Annotated in this window: 18 protein-coding genes; 9 read left to right on the top strand and 9 right to left on the bottom strand. The window is 36.9% G+C overall.

From position 1 onward, the window contains the following. Positions 1 to 106: 106 nt before the first annotated feature. The 3 genes from QFZ31_RS31740 to QFZ31_RS31730 form a co-directional block, all read right to left on the bottom strand. Complete coding sequence (locus QFZ31_RS31740) at positions 107 to 280, bottom strand: Arc family DNA-binding protein (protein WP_179603416.1); 174 nt, start codon at positions 278 to 280, stop codon at positions 107 to 109. A 12-nt stretch (positions 281 to 292) separates the two neighbouring features. After that, positions 293 to 1,159, bottom strand: a complete 867-nt coding sequence (locus QFZ31_RS31735) for an SPFH domain-containing protein (RefSeq protein ID WP_307311021.1) — start codon at positions 1,157 to 1,159, stop codon at positions 293 to 295. An 87-nt stretch (positions 1,160 to 1,246) separates the two neighbouring features. Further along, on the bottom strand, positions 1,247 to 2,164 hold the full coding sequence (locus QFZ31_RS31730) for a YitT family protein (protein ID WP_373459892.1): 918 nt from the start codon (positions 2,162 to 2,164) through the stop codon (positions 1,247 to 1,249). Between the two features lie 1,078 nt (positions 2,165 to 3,242). On the opposite strand from QFZ31_RS31730, the gene QFZ31_RS31725 reads away from it, so the two are divergent. The 5 genes from QFZ31_RS31725 (at position 3,243) to QFZ31_RS31705 (ending at position 6,822) form a co-directional block, all read left to right on the top strand. Continuing rightward, positions 3,243 to 4,025, top strand: a complete 783-nt coding sequence (locus QFZ31_RS31725) for a GNAT family N-acetyltransferase (protein ID WP_307311018.1) — start codon at positions 3,243 to 3,245, stop codon at positions 4,023 to 4,025. A 96-nt stretch (positions 4,026 to 4,121) separates the two neighbouring features. Next, a complete protein-coding gene (locus QFZ31_RS31720) occupies positions 4,122 to 5,378 on the top strand; it encodes an erythromycin esterase family protein (protein ID WP_307311888.1) in 1,257 nt (418 codons plus the stop codon). 91 nt (positions 5,379 to 5,469) lie between these two features. Continuing rightward, positions 5,470 to 5,673, top strand: a complete 204-nt coding sequence (locus QFZ31_RS31715; RefSeq protein WP_095251117.1) for a DUF1657 domain-containing protein — start codon at positions 5,470 to 5,472, stop codon at positions 5,671 to 5,673. Positions 5,674 to 5,737: 64 nt separating this feature from the next. After that, entirely contained in the window at positions 5,738 to 5,941 is a 204-nt protein-coding gene (locus QFZ31_RS31710; protein WP_307311014.1) for a DUF1657 domain-containing protein, read from the top strand. A gap of 20 nt (positions 5,942 to 5,961) precedes the next feature. Then, on the top strand, positions 5,962 to 6,822 hold the full coding sequence (locus QFZ31_RS31705; protein ID WP_307311013.1) for a DUF421 domain-containing protein: 861 nt from the start codon (positions 5,962 to 5,964) through the stop codon (positions 6,820 to 6,822). A gap of 41 nt (positions 6,823 to 6,863) precedes the next feature. Here QFZ31_RS31705 and QFZ31_RS31700 read toward each other — a convergent pair whose 3' ends face one another. Further along, complete coding sequence (locus QFZ31_RS31700; protein WP_307311011.1) at positions 6,864 to 7,832, bottom strand: multidrug resistance efflux transporter family protein; 969 nt, start codon at positions 7,830 to 7,832, stop codon at positions 6,864 to 6,866. Positions 7,833 to 7,987: 155 nt separating this feature from the next. On the opposite strand from QFZ31_RS31700, the gene QFZ31_RS31695 reads away from it, so the two are divergent. Then, positions 7,988 to 8,602 carry a PH domain-containing protein gene (locus tag QFZ31_RS31695; RefSeq protein WP_307311007.1) on the top strand — a complete coding sequence of 205 codons (615 nt, stop codon included), beginning with the start codon at positions 7,988 to 7,990 and terminating at the stop codon, positions 8,600 to 8,602. A 65-nt stretch (positions 8,603 to 8,667) separates the two neighbouring features. Here the strand turns inward: QFZ31_RS31695 and QFZ31_RS31690 are convergent, their stop codons facing one another. Further along, positions 8,668 to 8,868 (bottom strand): cold-shock protein, encoded by a 201-nt coding sequence (locus QFZ31_RS31690; RefSeq protein ID WP_063254447.1) that lies wholly within the window; start codon positions 8,866 to 8,868, stop codon positions 8,668 to 8,670. Positions 8,869 to 9,124: 256 nt separating this feature from the next. Continuing rightward, entirely contained in the window at positions 9,125 to 9,346 is a 222-nt protein-coding gene (locus QFZ31_RS31685; protein WP_179603427.1) for a helix-turn-helix domain-containing protein, read from the bottom strand. Positions 9,347 to 9,513: 167 nt separating this feature from the next. Here QFZ31_RS31685 and QFZ31_RS31680 point away from each other — a divergent pair, with 167 nt between their 5' ends. After that, a complete protein-coding gene (locus tag QFZ31_RS31680; protein WP_193747866.1) occupies positions 9,514 to 9,687 on the top strand; it encodes a hypothetical protein in 174 nt (57 codons plus the stop codon). A 48-nt stretch (positions 9,688 to 9,735) separates the two neighbouring features. Here QFZ31_RS31680 and asnS read toward each other — a convergent pair whose 3' ends face one another. Next, complete coding sequence (gene asnS / locus QFZ31_RS31675; RefSeq protein ID WP_307310994.1) at positions 9,736 to 11,127, bottom strand: asparagine--tRNA ligase; 1,392 nt, start codon at positions 11,125 to 11,127, stop codon at positions 9,736 to 9,738. Between the two features lie 250 nt (positions 11,128 to 11,377). Here asnS and QFZ31_RS31670 point away from each other — a divergent pair, with 250 nt between their 5' ends. After that, entirely contained in the window at positions 11,378 to 11,608 is a 231-nt protein-coding gene (locus QFZ31_RS31670; RefSeq protein ID WP_307310992.1) for a hypothetical protein, read from the top strand. On the opposite strand, the gene QFZ31_RS31665 is transcribed toward QFZ31_RS31670, so the two are convergent. After that, a complete protein-coding gene (locus QFZ31_RS31665) occupies positions 11,605 to 12,081 on the bottom strand; it encodes a GNAT family N-acetyltransferase (RefSeq protein WP_307310990.1) in 477 nt (158 codons plus the stop codon). The genes QFZ31_RS31670 and QFZ31_RS31665 overlap by 4 nt on opposite strands. 97 nt (positions 12,082 to 12,178) lie before the next feature. Between QFZ31_RS31665 and QFZ31_RS31660 the strand changes: the two genes are divergently transcribed. Beyond that, the gene (locus QFZ31_RS31660) at positions 12,179 to 12,316 is read left to right on the top strand and encodes a BA3454 family stress response protein (RefSeq protein WP_179603431.1); all 138 of its coding nucleotides are present in this window, start codon (positions 12,179 to 12,181) and stop codon (positions 12,314 to 12,316) included. Positions 12,317 to 12,362: 46 nt separating this feature from the next. Here QFZ31_RS31660 and helD read toward each other — a convergent pair whose 3' ends face one another. After that, positions 12,363 to 14,687, bottom strand: coding sequence for an RNA polymerase recycling motor HelD (gene helD, locus QFZ31_RS31655; protein ID WP_307310984.1), 2,325 nt, complete (start codon positions 14,685 to 14,687; stop codon positions 12,363 to 12,365). Positions 14,688 to 14,708: the final 21 nt, after the last annotated feature.

Below are 14,708 nucleotides of genomic sequence, written 5' to 3'. Positions count from 1 at the left end.
CGCATACAACGACAAAAGCTGATGTTTCTTCAGGCAATTTCTTCACAAAACGACAGAAAACGAGCGATTTCATAAATCGCCCGCCTTCTCCGACAAATCTGCCAGCCTATTCATCTTTTTTTCTTCGGGAGTTTTTTAGTCTCCCCGAGTCTTTTAACCCTTTTTTTATAATAATTTCTATTTGAGCATTTACACTACGGAATTCATCCTCCGCCCATTTTTCAAGCGCGTCATAAATTTGCTGATCAATGCGCAATAGAAACCTTTTTTTCTCAGCCACTATATCACAACCTTAATAGATACTTCCTGTATTGATTATCGGCTGGCTTCCCTTTTCTGAAACTAACGCTACCATTAAATTGTTTACCATTTGCGCTTTCTTTTCTTCATCAAGCTCTACTATTCCCTCTGTACTCAATTGGTCAATCGCCGATTTAACCATTGATACAGCTCCCTCAACAATTACCTTTCTTGCAGCTAACACTGCCTTGGCTTGTTGTCTTTGAAGCATTGCATGAGCAATCTCACTTGAATAGGCTAAGTGCATGATTCTAGCCTCGATAATCTCCACACCAGCCAGCTGAAGTCTATGCTGCAGGTCTTTCGTTAATTCTTCTGCAACTTCATCAGAATGCTGACGCAAAGAGATTTCATAATCATTATTAAAATTATCGTATGGGTACTGACTTGCTATGTGGCGCAGACCTGTTTCACTTTGAGTATGAACGAATTCTTTATAATCTTCAACATCGAAAACCGCTTTTGCAGAATCAAACACCTTGTAAACCACTACTGCAGCAATTTCAATTGGATTGCCTTCCAAGTCGTTTACTTTTAACTTATCGCTGTTGAAATTGATAACTCTTAGCGAGACATTTTTCCTAACTGTTAACGGCATTGCCAGCCAAAATCCCTCTTGTTTGATGACACCCAGATAACTTCCAAAAAGAGTAAACACCTTCGCTTGATTTGGTTGAATAATAGTGAAACCTGATAAGACCAAGACTGTTAAAATCAGCGCTATAAAAGATCCAGCCAAAATCAGAAAATTTTCACTCAAAATAAATTGCCTGAAACTAAAGGCGGTTAATGCACCGAATAAAAGAAAAAGGATAACACCTATAATCCCATTCACCTTAAACATTTCTTTTTCTTTCAAGCCAATCACTCCTTTAAATTCTATATCATAATGAAATCACTTTAATATCAAAATGACCACAAAAAAACCGCCGAAAACGGCAGCTTTTTAATGGATATCTCTTTTCTTAAACCTACCGCCACGCACTTCCGCGATATCGGCAACGGCGAGAAAGGCATTTTCATCATTTTCAGTAACGATTTCTTTTAACTTTGCTTCCTCGAGACGATTAATTACACAGAAAATTACTTTCTTGTGATCACCTGAGTAGGCACCCTCTCCGTTAATATAGGTAACACCACGGCCAAGCCGATTCATAATGGCTTCACCAATTTCCTTTGAATTATCGCTAATAATCCAAACCGATTTAGATTCATCAAGACCAGTGACTGTAATATCAATGGTTTTGTAAGCGACAAAATAAGCAATCAGCGAATACATCGCCCGATCCCAGGAGAAAACAAAACCTGCACTTCCGAGAATGAATAAATTAAAAAACATTATAATTTCCCCAACAGAGAAAGGAAGCTTTTTATTAAAGAGAATAGCAAGAATTTCTGTACCATCCAGGGATCCCCCGTAGCGGATGACCATCCCTACACCAATTCCGAGAACGATTCCACCGAATACGGTTGCAAGTAAGATATCCTGAGTAAAAGCAGGTACTGGATGAAGTAAGGTGGTGCCAATAGATAGAATAATAATTCCGTAAAGAGTGGATAAAGCGAAGGTTTTTCCAATTTGTTTATAACCGATATAGAAAAATGGGATATTTAGAAGAAAAATAAAGAAACCTAATTTCCAACCAGTCAAATAGGAAAGCATAATCGAAATTCCTACAATGCCTCCATCTATAACATGATTGGGTACAAGAAAAATTTCCAACCCTACGGCCATTAATGCTGCGCCAACTGTAATAAGCATGATTCTTTGAATAATTTTCCTAGTTGGCAGCCCTCGGTGTTGAACTTTTTCCAAAATTATCTTATTTTGTTCGTTTAGACCTATATTTGGCATTCCTGACATTATCTTGCCCCTTTCGCATAATATTTCTAATTCCATTATAACAATAAAATGATAGTTTTTTGAATTTTTATGCACTTTATTTCCCATTTTTTTAATTAACATGCTGTAAATTCAGGACAAAATTTCTATTGAAAAATTAAAGAAGCCGCCTCTATTTGAGACAGCTTCTTGGGAAATTAACCTCTTAGGGGACCCAACCATGACATCAGCCAAAATGTTTTTTCAAGCTTCTTTTTAGCCATTTATCGAACTAAATAGAAGTTTAACGCATCAGCCGATGTGTGTTGTTCCGTTGAAGGAATTAATTCTCATGAAATTAAATGGAATTCAAATTCCTTTAAAGAAACATTTTTTATCGGTATTACTGATGGACTCATATCCATATATTTGGATCGGCTTCTTGGCAATGTATGATTTGTTTTGGTTGTAAGGGTTAGATAAACATACTGATAAAGGTTCTTCATTTATCAATATGTTTATCTGTTAACTTAGTCCTTTCTTTTTAAGTGAACTCCTTTTTCAAAATCCAGGACCGAATAGATTGACCACATCTATTCGTTTTGGCTATTGGAATGATTCTTCTTCTCTTCATTACTCTAGGTTTCTTCTCAAAAAGGAAGCTTCCACAATAAAATTAAGAAAAATCAATTGGTTTGAGGATCTATCTACCTACCTCTTACATAAGCAGATAAATTTCACTTTACTCCCATATCCAATAACTTTTGTACTTTCTTTTGAATCAGTTAATTTCTCTTTCACTAAAAAGAAAGTTTCGTTAGGATTACACCTTTCCAATTCAAGTTACATCGCTCCACTTACCAAACAATGCAAAGGGAAAACCTTTACTACTCGTTCACAAACGGAACGAACACGGATGGTTGAGTCTCCTAAGAAGTTAATATTTATTTATTCATCCTTTACATCTATAGTATAGCACCTAAAATTTCCCTTTACACAAAGTGTTGTGACGAATTGATGAACTTTTCGAAATTACTAGACTATTATAAATAATACTAGATTAATATTGAAATTCAGCCAATATTTGATTACGCTATTAACAGCAAAGGGGGAGAATAAAGTGATTAGAAAGTTAACTCAAAATGACCATGACACAGTCCTCTCTTTTTTGAGTGAGGAGCCTTCCATTAATTTATTTATTATTGGGGATTTAGAGGTTTTTGGATATGATTCTGACTTCCAAGAAATCTGGGCAGAATTCGATAAACACGGAGAAATAAAGGCCGTACTTCTCAGATTCTATCAATCCTTTATTCCTTATGCAAAAGGCGAATTTAATGTTGAAAAGTTTATATCAATTATTTCCTCCTATCCAAGGCCATTCTTCCTGTCCGGTAAATCAGATATTGTGGAAAAGTTCGAGGCATTCCAGAAGCTTCAGCTCGGTAAAAAGCAAGAAACATTTTTTGCAGAGTGCAAAAGTACCGAAAATCTTGGAGAAACTAATTTGGAAATTAAAAAGGCTACACTTGATGACGTAGACCAAATATTAGCTATTCGCAGATCCATTGATGAATTTCAAATCAGAGATGATGCAGCTGAAATGTTACGTACTTCAATGGAAAACAGCACTGCAAGAAGCTATTTCACAGAAGAAAACGGACAGATGACAGCATGTGTATCAACGACTGCAGAGAATTCCATCTCTGCTATGATTGTTGGTGTTTGTACAAGGAAAGAATATCGCCGTAAAGGATTGGCAACAGCGATTATGCAAAAGCTTTTTACAGATGTATTAAATGAAGGTAAAGTACTCTGTTTATTTTATGATAATCCTGAGGCTGGACGTAGCTATAAACGACTTGGATTTAAGGATATTGGAAAGTGGACGATGTATAGATGAAATTATGCAAAAACTCCTTAAATTATTTTAGGAGTTTTTTGTTTTTAGATTTACCATTAGGGAACATTAGCAGTATCACTAGCTATGAAAGGACGTATGCATATGTTCGAATCGGTAAAAAAATACGCTAAACCCTTTGAGACTGTCGATGATCTTGATCCTCTACTAGCAGCAATTGGTGATGCCAAGTATGTCCTTCTGGGTGAAGCTTCCCACGGCACTTCGGAATTTTATACGATTCGCGCTGAACTCACTAAAAGGTTAATTAAGGAAAAAGGATTTTCTGTTATCGCAGTAGAAGGTGACTGGCCTTCCTGTCAAAGCATTAATCGTTACATAAAAAACATCGGATCACAAAATGACGTTAGAGGAGCTCTTGAAAGTTTTAATCGCTGGCCGACATGGATGTGGGCAAATGAAGAAATTATCGATTTAGTAGAATGGTTAAGAAATTATAATCAACAAACTAAACTTAAGAATAAAGTGGGATTTTACGGATTAGATGTCTATAGTCTTTGGGAGAGTATGGACGAAATCATTAAATATTTAGAAAGGACCGGTAATTCAGGGCTCAAACAAGCAAAGAATGCCTTCTCATGCTTTGAACCCTATAATCGAAATAATGAATCCTATGCGGTTTCTGCAGGGTATTTATCCGAAAATTGTATTAAAGAAGCCCTTTCGCTTTTAACGACCATTCAAAAGAATAAGTTGAAATATGATGATGAAGAAGAAAACAGCTTGAATATGGAGGTCAATGCTCTTGTTACCGTGAATGCTGAAGAGTATTACCGGACAATGGTCTTAAGCGACTCAAAGTCTTGGAACGTAAGAGACATCCACATGGTTGAAGCTCTGAATGCTGTTATGAAGTATTATGGTGAAGATGCAAAAGTAATCATCTGGGAACACAATACGCATGTAGGAGATGCCCGTGCAACCGATATGAAAGAAGCTGGAATGGTGAATGTCGGCCAGTTGATTAGAGAACAGAATTATCCTGAAGATGTTTACATTGTTGGCTTTGGAACAAACAGCGGTACAGTGATTGCATCAACTGAATGGGGAGCAGACTTTCGAGTAACGAATGTTCCTGAGGCCCAAGCTGGGAGCTGGGAAAACCTCATGCATAAAGCGGGTGCTTTTAACCAATATCTTTTGTTTAACGATGAGAATCGTGAGGAGTTCCAACAAACGATTGGCCACCGTGCTATTGGTGTTGTATATAGACCTGAATATGAACAATATGGTAATTATGTACCATCTGTCCTGAGCAGTCGGTACGATGGATTTATCTTTGTAGACAAAACACACGCATTACATGCAATTGAAATGGAAAGTCTTATTTATTAGAATTGTAATATTTTCATCACATAAATTTTATTTATTTCCGTACACTACTGTTTGTAATATATATTTGAAAAAGAAAGAAGGATTTGATTTCATGACAGTTGGTACACAAGTAAAACAAGCATTGGCGGGATTAAAGAGTGCTCAAGCTAGTTTTGAAACTTTTGCTTTAGCAACTGATAATCAAAACGCTAAAAAGCTCTATCAGGATGCAGCTCAACAAACTCAATCCGTCCTAGATAGTCTTGAACCACGACTACAAGAAATTTTGGCTGAAGAGCCACAATATAACCAATAAGAAGTAAAAGGGTTGGCATCCCTGCCAACTCTTTTAGTTATTCATTTAGAAAGGAAGTATAATTATGACCATTGCTACAAGTGTAAAGCAATGTCTAGCTAATATAAAGGGAATTGAAGCACAATTATCTTCGCTTGCCCTAAATTCTAATGATAAAGGTGCTCAAGAAGTCTTCCATGATACTATGATAACGATAGCTTCCGTAAAAAATGATCTACAGTCTCGCGTTTTAGAACTTGAACGACTTGAACCACAATATAAAGGTTGAAAATTCTGAGGTGAATGAATATGCCTAGTTGGATTGATCTTATCATTCGTTCCTTTGTCTTCTTAGCTCTTTTATTATTCATGACAAAAATACTAGGGAAAAAGCAAATCTCTGAACTTTCTTTTTTTGAGTATGTTTCAGGGATTACAATCGGAAGTATTGCAGGTGAAGCGATTACTGGTCTTGAAAAAAATATGTTCCAAGGCATGGCCGCTATTATTATCTTTAGCCTTGCAACTCTTTTTGCTGACATTTTAGCATTAAAGAGTAAATCTTTCCGTGACTTTATTGAAGGCAGGGGTACTATATTAATCAAGGATGGGAAAGTACTGGAGGAAAATTTAAAGAAAGAAAAATATACCATTGATGAATTATCTGCCTTGCTTCGGCAGAAGGACATCTACCGTGTAGCTGATGTTGAATTTGCCGTTCTGGAACCAAGAGGAAATCTTAGTGCTTTACTGAAAAGAGAAAATCGTCCATTGACCCCAAAAGATTTGCAAATGAAGGTACCCGCTGAAAAAGAACCACAAACGGTGATAATGGACGGAAGCATTTTGGATGAAGCATTGAGGTCTTCCGGGAAAAGTAGAGGTTGGCTAGAAACAGAATTAGAAAAGCTTGAACTAACGCTCAACAATGTATTTATCGGTCAAGTCGATTCTTATGGAGAATTAACTGTAGACATCTATGATGACAAATTACAAGTCCCGTCACCCACTCAAAGACCTTTATTATTGGCATCACTGAAAAAAACTCAGGCTGATTTGGAAATATTTTCTCTAGAGACACAAGACGAGAAATCAAAAGCCATGTATGAGAAAAACGCAAAACTTTTACAGGAGACCATTGATAAATTAACTCCATACCTATCCAGTTAAAAATCTTAGAGCCTAATCAAAATGATTAGGCTCTCGACTTATTATGCACTGACTTTTTTCCCATCGGGTATATCGCCTTTATGCGACACAAAGCTGTGAAGTACCATCCCTGCCATGACCAGCATCATTCCAGTCCATGATATTAAGGATGGCAACGGTGCTTTCAACAGGACTAACTCTCCGATTACAGCAAATAAAACCGAAATAGACTGTGTCGCTTCAACATTCCCAAGTTTTTGCATATTTCCTCTAACCAGATCTGTTGCCTGGAAGAATAAAATAGTTGCAATCACACCAGATGTAATCGCAATGATACCAGATTGGACAGATTGGCCAATGCTTGGTGGTCCCACCGTAAACATGCCATAAATAGCTAAAACTATCCATAGCGGCATACTCGCTATGGTCATTCCTAATACGCGTTGAAAAACATCCAGCCTCCCTCCGCACACATCCATCATTTTCCTATTGCCTAGAGGATAGGCAAATGACGCGATGATGACAGGTATAACGCCTAAGAAAATTTCCCTTAAACCTAGAGAACCTGCCTGCTCCACCTGCATTAAAATAGTACCGAGCAAAATAATCGACGACATCGCCATGCCTTTTATAGGAATTCTTCCCTTTATCTTGACTGGTCCCTTTTGAGTCATGACGGTCTCTACAAAAAAAGGCGCCAAAAGTGAACCAGAGATAATTGTGATCTGCCAGGTGGAAGCAATTAGCCACCCAGGTGCATAGGCGGCTGAAAAACAAATCGGGCCGTAAAATAAGCCAAAACCTACAAAACTCCATAACAGCCATTCCCGTGGATTATTTTTCATCTCCACCAATAGCGGCTTAAGGTTTTTCCTCCCGTAAACTAAGACCACCAGGAACGGAATCATAAAAAAATAACGAAGCGAAGCACTCCAAATCCAGCTCCCCCCTTCTAGTTCCATTGAGCGATTGATGATAAATGTAAACGCAAAAAAGAAGGCAGCCAAAGTGCCAAGGATCATCGGGCGCATAAATGTTCATCCCCCTTTATTGATTATTAGAAGAGAGCATAAGTCCATAATCTACAGCATAAATTGTTTTGTCGTTCAAAAATCTTGAAACTTCTCGATAACATATTCGTATAGTTGAATGGCAATTAAAATATTGGGTAAGAGAGGTTGATTTTATGTTTGGAAAAGTTGCAGCAGATATATTAGGACTAAGTGATGTGGGTTCTGTGATTAAACCAGAAAATTATGATAAGGTGGATTCTGATGATTATGTTATGCATGAGGATAACGAAAGGATATATTTTTTAATTAAATCTAAATCGGATGAATATTGTTTCACCAATAATGCGCTCATTCATCTTGATGGAACAAGTGCCACAAGTAAAAAAAGGATGCTTCACCGCTATAGTTATGCAACAAATCGGATATCTGATGTAAAGCTAGAAACAGCTGGCACAGTCGACCTAGATATTGAAATAAAATTTAAAATAGGCGCACAGCCTTTCTCTATAGATGTCCATAAAAAACACATTGAAGAAGTCAAAGACCTATACAAGGCACTCATTAAAATAGCAGAAATCACTCACGATAATGAAATTTCACTTCGATACGCAAAAGAAAGCCTTGATATTGCTTCCACCACATTAGGTAAGGTTACTAGTTCTGATAACAACTTGGTCGTTCAATTTAAAATGTTAAACCAAGCAGCCTTCCAATGGTTAGAGGAAAGTAAAAAACAATATAATGTAAAAGATTTTGGCTATGTATTTGAAAAATATATTAATAATTAAAGTAACTCTTTATGTGTATCCATAAAAAAACAGACCCAAAGGTCTGTTTTTTTCACACTATGTGATTAAGCTTTGTTTACGTTAGCAGCTTGTGGTCCACGAGCTCCTTGCTCAACATTGAAAGTCACTGATTGACCTTCTTCAAGAGTTTTAAAGCCTTCGCCTTGGATTGCTGAAAAGTGAACGAATACATCTTCTCCACCTTCGCGCTCGATGAATCCGAAACCTTTTTCTGCATTAAACCATTTTACTTTACCGTTTTCCATATTTGTTGCCTCCTAGTGTGTAATCCACACATTGTATTACTATTCTTGCTCTTTGTGATCCAGGCGAAAAGCAATAACTTATTCTTCCCTTGACTATCGAACAAAAATAATTCTACATAATCATACCAAATAATGAAGAAATAAGCAAGGTTTTGTCCATTATTTTCCCTTTTTCATACTGCATAAACCACTTACAGACTGGTAAAGTTATTAAAAATGTCACTAGGATGATTACCCTAGTGACTTGTAGAAGAACTTAAATTTTCTCTTCTAATTCCCAGTCGTATAAATCCTCGATCTGGCAATTTAACTCTTTAGAAATCGACATTGCAGCACTAAGATTCATCACTTTTTTTGACATGTAACCATTAAGTTGTTCCAAAGGAATGTGTGTACTCTTTTCCAACCCTTCGAGATTCATACTGTTCTTTGATAATAAGGCTTCGAGGTTACTCTTTTTCGCTTTATAATTTGACAAAATGACACCTCACTTTTTAAATAGTGTAACACAATGAAAATGTAAATGAAAGGAATCACACTTTATCCTACAGCATAGATGTCACAGAAAAAGCTTCATTAATTCGAAACAAGCGGCCGAACAAAAAATGTGTTATAATTAAGTTTGATGAAAAAAGGGGTGTTGATTTGAGAAATTCAAATAACAGATTCAATAGCGGGCAAACTGTGAAACTTAAAGACACTGGCGAGGAAGTTACGATTTTAAAATGGCAATATGTAAAAAACATGAAAAGATATTCTTACATTGTTAAGGAACATCCCGGTACATTTTTTTTCGAAGAAGAATTTCAAACTCAATAGATGAATGAAAAAGACCAAATCCTGAGGATTGGTCTTCTTTTATGTTTTTTAAAACTCTGCGTTACCTGTGGTTCTTGGGAATGGAATAACATCTCTAATGTTTGACATACCAGTGAGGTACATAATTAAGCGTTCGAAACCTAGACCATAGCCAGAGTGTTTTGTACCGCCGTACTTTCTAAGTTCTAGATACCACCAATAATCTTCTTCATTCATACCAAGTTCATTAATTTTTCCAGCAAGGATGTCTTCGCGCTCTTCACGTTGACTTCCACCGATTAATTCCCCAATACCCGGTACGAGTAAATCTGTTGCAGCAACAGTCTTATTGTCTTTATTCAATCTCATATAGAAGGCTTTTATTTCCTTTGGATAATCTGTAACAAACACTGGTTTTTTGAATACTTTTTCGCATAAATAGCGCTCATGCTCTGTTTGCAGGTCGAGGCCCCATTCAACTGGATAAGCAAACTTTTCACCAGATTCCATTAAAATATTTATTGCTTCTGTGTACGTAACGCGTCCAAAACTTGAAGTATGGGCATTGTTTAGGCGATCTAATAATCCTTTTTCAATAAAGCTATTGAAGAAATTCATTTCTTCTGGAGCATGTTCAAGGACATAGCCAATAACATACTTAACCATATCTTCAGCAAGGTCCATAATATCTGGAAGCTCAGCAAAAGCCAATTCTGGCTCAATCATCCAAAATTCTGCTGCATGTCGTGCAGTATTAGAATTCTCCGCTCTAAATGTTGGACCAAATGTATAAACATTTCGGAACGCTAAGGCAAAAGCCTCTGCTGATAACTGTCCGCTGACTGTAAGGTTGGTTTCTTTATTAAAGAAATCCTTCGTTAAATCCGTTTTCCCCTCTTCATTTTTAGGAGGGTTCTCGATATCTAGTGTGGTAACGCGGAACATTTCACCCGCACCCTCTGTATCACTTCCCGTGATAATTGGTGAATGGACATAAACAAATCCCTTATCTTGAAAGAATTTATGTATCGCATAGGAAGCTAAAGACCTAACACGAAAAACTGCAGAAAATGTATTCGTCCGCGGTCTTAAATGGGCGATGGTTCTTAAATATTCAAATGAATGCTTCTTCTTTTGCAATGGATAGTCGGTATTTGACAGTCCTTCGATTGAAATATTCGTCGCTTTAATTTCAAACGGCTGTTTGGCTTGTGGAGTATGAATGAAATCTCCCTCTACCTTAATAGATGAACTAATAGGAAGTTTTGCAATCTCCTTAAAATTTTCAAGCTGCTCATCAAAAACAATTTGAACACCCTTGAAGAAGCTGCCATCATTCAACTCAATGAATCCAAAGGTTTTTGAATCACGAATCGTGCGAATCCACCCAGATAATTGAACCTTCTGGTCTATGTAATCTTCTGTATTTCTGTACAAATCCTTGATTAAGGCTTGTTTCATGAAAATGCTACCTCCAACTTTTATGTAAAAATAAAAACCCTCCCGCCCAATGGGACTAGAAGGTAATTTCCACAATATAATTGTTTCATTTATCCCTTCAATATTATATAAAACTCCTGGCAAATAAGCAATATTCAACAAAAATCATGCTTTTCTAGGGAATTTTCGGAATATTAGCAGGATTTTTAAGATAGGAAGTCGAAATTGTTATCCATTGTTCGATTCTTGATAAAAATAAGGAGTGTTGATGATGGACAAAGTTACTTGCATTGCTTTTCTCCTGTATCATTCTTCGAAGAGTCAAGACATCCGAGAAAAAGCCATTCAATTACTGAATGGCGATGTATCTATTAGGGATTTAAAAAGAAATACTGTTATTCAAGCCCATTTAATTTTGGCCGAGTCCGCTTTAAGAAAAAATAACATCGACAAACTAAAGGTCCAGCAGTTTGCCGAGGAATTCTTATTACTTGAGGTTTAAGCTTCCTTCGGGAAGTTTTTTTCATACACAAAAATTTCCTTGCCATTTTCACTTAAAGCTGTTTTAATATAAAGAAACCCTAATGATTCCCAAAACTGTTTTGCCCTTACATTTTCTTTTATTACACCGAGTCGAACACACCTCAAGCCTCGATTACGCATTTCACTTTCATAAAGTGCATAGGCATGTGCACCAAAACCAAATCCTTGATAATCACTATGAATCATTAACAGTCCCAACCACGGGCACTGATCTTTTGGATTTTTCATTAAGTAATCCATAACCCCTATATACGTATCATCGAGCTTAATAAACAAGCTAATGGTATCAGGATTCAAAAACTCTTCTTCTATATCGGTAAGTTCCCTTAGGGTACTGCCATTTTCAACAAGATTGTAATCTGGATTTGAATTTATCATTTCAAGCGCAATATACAGCGTTTGTTTCGTTATCTCTTCAAAATGAACTGACATCCTGTGACCTCCCAGCTAAACGAATAAAACCATTATATCAATTCCACGTAAAATTCATAAAAGTTTTCAAAAAAACTATGATGAGAAAGGTGATACTATGCTCCAAGTAAATGTAAAAGTAACGTATGAAGGAAAAGACTATTTAACAAATGTTTTAGCAAATCCTAACACGCCCGATGAAGAAATTTACCGACTTGCTTTTGAACAGGTTGAAAGGCAATGGAAAAATAATTAAACACCGTAAAAACAGCGACCACTTTTTGGCCGCTGTTTTTTATGTTTTATTCCAACTCATATAAGTTTCCCGGAACTTCGTTCATAAGTGGACTGATTTCCTTGGTTGCATACATGTGCAGCCTATGCATAGCACGTGTACAGACCGTGTAGAATAACTTCCTTTCACTTTCATTTTTGTATTTTGAACTATCATAAAGAATAACACCATCAAATTCGATACCTTTTGCCAGATACGACGGGATTACCAATATCCCTTTTTCATAAGCAATTGTAGCCTTCTCAATGAGGTGTACAGGAATGACATCTTTCAATGCGGTATATACCCTTTTACTCTCTGCAGCCGTTCTACAAATAACTGCAATGGTTCGGTGCCCTTCATTTAAAAATTCATTTATTTTACCCAAGATCAAACCATTTAATTGGTTTTGCTCAGCTAGTTTTACCGATGGCTTCTTACCATGGCGATTAAATGGTTCAATTTTTTCCCCACCCTCTACCAAACTGCTGGTGAAATCAACAATCTCCTTAGTAGAACGATAGGTCTTTGTCAAAACAATCTTTTCAATGTCTTCCCCTTTTTCTTCATAATCCGATATAACTGTAGCTGATCCGGTTGCACCTGAGAAAATAGCCTGATTAAAATCCCCGAGCAGCGTCATCTTACTATAAGGAAAAAGTCTTTGTATCAGTGCAAACTGAAATGGAGAATAGTCCTGAGCTTCGTCGATAAAAATATGACGAATACCGGTTGAAGACTTCCTGCCCTTTATTAAGTCCTGCAGGTAGACAAACGGCGTCGCATCCTCATAGGATATTTTATAGTTTGCTAATGTTTCAACCGTCTGCGTACAAATTTGAGTCCAATCATCTAAAAGGACTTCTAGGTTTTCGGCCCCCTTTATAAATAACTGGCTATATAATCCCTTCATATCGAGGAAATTTAACTTTTTAACACGAGAAAATAATGGCCTGAATTTTTGCTTGACTACCTTTTCAGCCAAAATCTTTTGTTCCTGTTCGAAATCATCAAAACTTTTCTCGGTATAACGGTCTTTCCCTTGCAATTCCTGATATGCTTCTAAATAGTCCTCTTTTTCAAGATATTGTACCTCATCCTCTACCCAGCTTTTTGAGCGTTCTTGTTTGACTTTTCTCTTCAACTCTCTTAAAAGCCAATCCTTCACCATTTCCATACGGTTTGGGATGGTGAAACTCGCATCTAGGGAATAAAAATAATCATAAATCAATTCATTAGATATGATAATTTCGCCTCTAAATACTAGGTCTTTAAAAAGCAGACCCTTACTTGATAATTGAATCACATACCGGTCAATCATTTCTTTAAACGGTAGACTGGCTTTATACCGAATTCCTCTAACCCTAGTATCGTAGTCCGGATGTTCCCCATTGTTAAGTAGAAATTCCATTTGATCAAACGGATCCTCGACATCAAATTCACTGCCAATCCGATTATTTAAGTATTCCATAAAGGTAGCCTGCTCCATGTTCTCTTCCCCTAGTTCAGGGAGTACCGTGGATACGTAGGAGTTAAATAACGGGTTCGGTGAAAACAACATGATATTCTCAGACTTTATGGTTTCACGATATCTGTACAATAAATAAGCAACACGCTGAAGGGCTGCTGAAGTTTTACCGCTGCCCGCTACTCCTTGAACAATAAGGAGTCTACTTCGCTCATTACGGATTATAAGGTTTTGTTCACGCTGAATTGTAGCAACAATGCTCTTCATCTGTGCATTTGCATTATTCCCTAGAACTTCTTGGAGCATTTCATCTCCAATGGTAACACCAGTATCAAACATTGCTTTAATGTCCGATGCACGAATGATAAATTGTCTTTTCAGCTTCATTTCTCCTTTGATTTCCCCATCCATTGTGGGATAAGAAGCAGGACCAGGAGCAAAATCATAATAAAGGCTGGAAATTGGTGCACGCCAATCATAAATTAAAAAATTCTCATCATGCTCATCCATTAAAGAAGCAATTCCGAGATAAACTTGATCAACATTTTTTTCATCTGTTTCTAAAAAATCAATCCGTCCAAAATAGGGTGAGTATTTTAAGCGTTCAAGGATTCGGATCTGTTTATCCATTTGTTTAAATGTACGTTCCCGCTCTGACAATAACTCTGCTTGCTGCTTTATGCTGGCTGCCGTCTCAATCACATCATCCGGCTCATCCATATTAACAGTTACGTCCTCCCAGAAAGTCTTTCGAAGTTCAAGTACATCTGAACTAACACCTCCAGTATTTTTCTGGAGTTTTACTTTTTCCTTATCGATTTCCATACTAACGAAATTTACACGTTCCTGCTCCATCTGCAAGTCACTCTTTACCGTATCGCTCATTTGACCACTCTCCAGAAAAAT

Source organism: Neobacillus niacini (assembly GCF_030817595.1).
GTDB lineage: Bacteria > Bacillota > Bacilli > Bacillales > Cytobacillaceae > Neobacillus > Neobacillus niacini_G.
The sequence above is the reverse complement of the archived record's forward strand: the minus strand, read 5'-3'. Positions and strand labels throughout refer to the sequence as shown.

Coding starts and splice junctions, on each gene's coding strand:
- QFZ31_RS31700 (WP_307311011.1), bottom strand. CDS start 7,832: ATGCGCCCGATGATCCTTGGCACTTTGGCTGCCTTCTTTTTTGCGTTT.
- QFZ31_RS31695 (WP_307311007.1), top strand. CDS start 7,988: ATGTTTGGAAAAGTTGCAGCAGATATATTAGGACTAAGTGATGTGGGT.
- QFZ31_RS31730 (WP_373459892.1), bottom strand. CDS start 2,164: ATGTCAGGAATGCCAAATATAGGTCTAAACGAACAAAATAAGATAATT.
- QFZ31_RS31690 (WP_063254447.1), bottom strand. CDS start 8,868: ATGGAAAACGGTAAAGTAAAATGGTTTAATGCAGAAAAAGGTTTCGGA.
- QFZ31_RS31715 (WP_095251117.1), top strand. CDS start 5,470: ATGACAGTTGGTACACAAGTAAAACAAGCATTGGCGGGATTAAAGAGT.
- helD (WP_307310984.1), bottom strand. CDS start 14,687: ATGAGCGATACGGTAAAGAGTGACTTGCAGATGGAGCAGGAACGTGTA.
- QFZ31_RS31710 (WP_307311014.1), top strand. CDS start 5,738: ATGACCATTGCTACAAGTGTAAAGCAATGTCTAGCTAATATAAAGGGA.
- QFZ31_RS31660 (WP_179603431.1), top strand. CDS start 12,179: ATGCTCCAAGTAAATGTAAAAGTAACGTATGAAGGAAAAGACTATTTA.
- QFZ31_RS31720 (WP_307311888.1), top strand. CDS start 4,122: ATGCATATGTTCGAATCGGTAAAAAAATACGCTAAACCCTTTGAGACT.
- asnS (WP_307310994.1), bottom strand. CDS start 11,127: ATGAAACAAGCCTTAATCAAGGATTTGTACAGAAATACAGAAGATTAC.
- QFZ31_RS31665 (WP_307310990.1), bottom strand. CDS start 12,081: ATGTCAGTTCATTTTGAAGAGATAACGAAACAAACGCTGTATATTGCG.
- QFZ31_RS31705 (WP_307311013.1), top strand. CDS start 5,962: ATGCCTAGTTGGATTGATCTTATCATTCGTTCCTTTGTCTTCTTAGCT.
- QFZ31_RS31670 (WP_307310992.1), top strand. CDS start 11,378: ATGGACAAAGTTACTTGCATTGCTTTTCTCCTGTATCATTCTTCGAAG.